Below are 2,787 nucleotides of genomic sequence, written 5' to 3' on the forward strand. Positions count from 1 at the left end.
GGTACGCCCTGCTGGCGGGCCCGCTGGCCGAGGGCGAGTTCAGCCCGGGCGCGCAGGCCCCGTCCGCGGCGCCGGACGACCTGCCGTGGGATCCGCCGCAGGACGGGATCGACGGCCGCCAGCGTCGCCCGCAGCCCGTCGGCGACCTCCGACAGCGCCGCGTCGGCCTCGCCCTCCCGCTCCTGGTGGCCGGGGTCCATCACCTGCGCGCAGTGCCGCGCGGCCGTCCGGGTCTGCTCCAGCGCCGCCCACCAGCCCTTGTCCAGGCCGGAGTCGGGGATGTGGAGGTGCCCCAGGGCGGTGCCGGCCGCGCGGTCGAGCGCGGCGCAGACCCCGGCCAGGCGCCGGCCGTCGACCCGCACCGGCTCGTCCGGGCGCTCCTGCGCCAGCCGCTCCAGCGCCCGGACCTCGTCGGAGAACGCCCGGTACCCCTCGATCAGCGCCAGGACGTCCTGCTTCCCGCCGACCAGGTACCACATCAGCAGCTGGAAGACCCGGACCCGCTCGGACCGGGCGTCGGCCGGCCGCTGCGCCGCGGGCACCAGCGCGCCGCCTCCCGAGCCCGAGGGCAGCGCCTGCACGGCGGTGGGCCCCAGCGCCAGCGCCCCGACCAGGGCCCCGACCAGCGCCGCCCGCCGCACGCCCGAGCGCGCCGCCCGGGTGTCCGGCGCCGCCGCCCCGCCCCGCCGGGCCTGGGCGAACGGCAGCCGCACCAGCACCGCCGCCATCGCCGCCCCGAACAGCGCCGGCAGCACCGGGCCGGCCAGCACCTGCACCAGCGGCCACGCGCCGCCCGGCACCCACCGGCAGCTGTCGCCCATGGTCCGCAACGGCCCCAGGCACCCGTCCGCCGACATCAGCAGGAACACCGCCACCAGGGCGACCGTCTGGGCGACCCCCGCCGCCACCAGCGCCCCGACCAGCCACAGCCGCCGGGACACCAGCGCCACCACCGCCGCCGTGACCACCACCCCGGCCCAGACCGCGACCGTCAGCCACGACACGTACCGCAGCGCGTACCCGCCCCCGCGCGCCCCCAGCGGCGGCCGGCCCGGGTGCAGCGCCGCCTTGACCACCAGCACCCCGGCCACGCACAGGACCCCGCCCAGCAGCCCCCGGCGCACCGCCCGGCCGAGCCCCCGGTGCCCGCCCAGCAGCCACAGCAGGTACGGCAGCGCCCACAGCGCCCCCGCGGCCGCCACGAAGGCCCCGGTCACCCCGTCCACCCCGAGCCGCGGCAGCACCGCGGCGATCCACTCCAGCTCGGCCCCGTGCCGCTCCCACCCGCCCGGGAACTGACGCACCAGCAGCTCTCGCATCCCGCCCCGGCCCAGGAAGTCCCCGGCGGTGTACAGGTGGCCGCCCCCCGCCCACCAGGCCAGCCCGGCCGCCGCGACCAGCACCGCCCCCGCCGACGCCAGTACCGCCGCCACCCGCCCGCGCCCCAGCCCCAGCCGCGCGCACTGCACCAGCCACGGGACGTACGCCAGCGCGCCGAGCAGCAGCACCAGCAGCACGAGCGGATGCCGCGGGAACCAGCGCCCGCCGTCGGCGGTGATGTCCACGACCAGCTCGCCGACCACCAGGCCGGCCCCCAGCCACAGCCCCGCCCGCAGCCCCTGCGGCGGCGCCGTCCCGCGGTGCGCCGCGTACGCCGCCGACCGCCACGCCGCCACCGCGAGCACCAGCGCCGTCGGCACGGCGGCCAGCCACACCCCGCCCGTCCCGCCGGCGAACGGCGGCAGCAGCAGGGCGACGGTGACCCCGGCCGCCCCCACCAGGAAGGTCTGCGACGGCGCCAGGGTGAACAGCGCCGCCGGGTCCTCCAGCGCCCGCCGCCGCTGCGCCCAGGTCGGGTGCGCCCGCCAGATCCGGCCGAGCCGGGCGGCCGGGCCCGCCGGGTCGGGCACCTCCCACACCCGGCGGTCCGCCCCCAGGGCGACGGCGTCCGCGTCCGCGTACAGCTCCCGGTGGCGCAGCGCGTCGGCGCGGGCCTGCACCACCAGCAGCGCCATCCCCACCGCGGTGGCCGTCTGCTTCACCAGCGGCGCCCGCCCGGCCGGCCAGAACACCCGGTCGGCGCCCACGAAGAGCCCGAACTCCGCGCCCACCAGCGTCCCGCCGACCACCACCACGAACGGCAGCGCCACCAGCAGCGCGAACACCCGCCACAGCGCGGTGACGGCGTACCCCAGGTCCACGTCCCGGTTGCGGATGTGCGCGAGCTCGTGCAGCACCACGGCCCGGAACCCGGCCGGATCGCTCACCCTGGTCACCAGCAGCCCCGCGTACAGGCACACGGTGCGCCGGCGCGCGTGGCCGAACACCACCGCCCCCGAGCCGAGCCGGCCCGGGTCCACCACGAACTCCGGCACCACCGGCAGCCGGGCCGCCTCCGCCAGGCGCAGCAGCTCCGCCCGCAGCTCCCCGTCCACCGGCTCCAGCCGGCGCGAGCGCCGCCGCCAGCGGGGCAGCAGCAGGTACAGCGCGGCGGCCGCGAGCAGCACCAGCGCCAGCGCGACGGGCACCGGCCAGCGCGGATCGTCCGCGACGGCGGCCAGGCAGGCGCGCAGGGCCGGGTCCGTCCGCGGGCCGACCCCGAGCTGGGTCAGGAAGTCCGCGTTCGGGTCGAACCCGGCGGCCAGCGTGCAGGCGTACTCCGCCGCCCGGCCCTTGCGGACCAGGTTCCGGCGGCGTCAGGGTCGGCCGGGAGATGTCGATCAAGCTCGACAAGCGGAACCGTCCCGAGCCGGATCTTCTCGTGGTCAGGGCCGAGTTCGAGGGAAG

General features: G+C 79.1%; 1 protein-coding gene. It reads right to left on the reverse strand.

Features of this window, described 5'->3' with window-relative positions; genetic code table 11:
• On the reverse strand, positions 1-2,528 hold a 2,528-nt coding region (locus ABZW03_RS39505; RefSeq protein WP_355269516.1), incomplete at its 3' end, for a M48 family metalloprotease.
• Positions 2,529-2,787: the final 259 nt, after the last annotated feature.

The organism is Kitasatospora sp. NPDC004799, assembly GCF_040609095.1.
Classification (GTDB): domain Bacteria; phylum Actinomycetota; class Actinomycetes; order Streptomycetales; family Streptomycetaceae; genus Kitasatospora.